Source organism: Gordonia polyisoprenivorans NBRC 16320 = JCM 10675 (genome assembly GCF_000241325.1).
Taxonomy (GTDB): Bacteria; Actinomycetota; Actinomycetes; order Mycobacteriales; family Mycobacteriaceae; genus Gordonia; species Gordonia polyisoprenivorans.
Map to the genome: position 1 here is coordinate 1 of NZ_BAEI01000073.1, position 543 is coordinate 543.

Genomic DNA, 543 nt, shown 5'->3' on the forward strand with positions numbered 1-543 from the left:
CTCACACGTCGGGTACGACGGGCGTCCCCAAGGGCGCGATGATCCGGCACCGGGCCATCGCGCACCGGCTGCTGTGGCAACGCGGCCTGCTCGGCTTCGGGACGGACGACGCGGCCCTGTTCAAGGCCCCGCTCGGCTTCGACATCTCCATCAACGAGATCTTCCTGCCGCTGGTGAACGGCGGCCGGGTGGTGGTCGCCGAGCCCGGCGGCGAACGGGACGTCGACTACCTCCTGGACACCGTCGAACGCCACCGGGTGACCTTCACCTACCTGGTCTCCTCGATGCTCGACCTGCTCCTCGAACTCGACGGCTTCGCCCGGCGGGCGCGGTCGCTGAGGCATGTGTGGTGCGGCGGCGAGGTGCTCACCCCCGAGCTGTTCGCCCGCTTCCGGACCGCCGGCGGGGCCGTGATGTACCACGGGTACGGCCCCGCGGAGGCCACCATCGGCGTCAGCCACGTCGTCTACCGCACCGGCGCCGTCCGCAGCGCCGTCTCCATCGGCCGCCCCAACGGCAACACCCGCCTCTACGTCCTCGACG

Annotated in this window: 1 protein-coding gene; it reads left to right on the forward strand. The window is 71.5% G+C overall.

Annotated elements, in window-relative coordinates; all coding sequences use genetic code 11:
- Positions 1-543: AMP-binding protein (locus GOPIP_RS19660; RefSeq protein ID WP_006371526.1), on the forward strand; the 543-nt coding region annotated here is incomplete at both ends.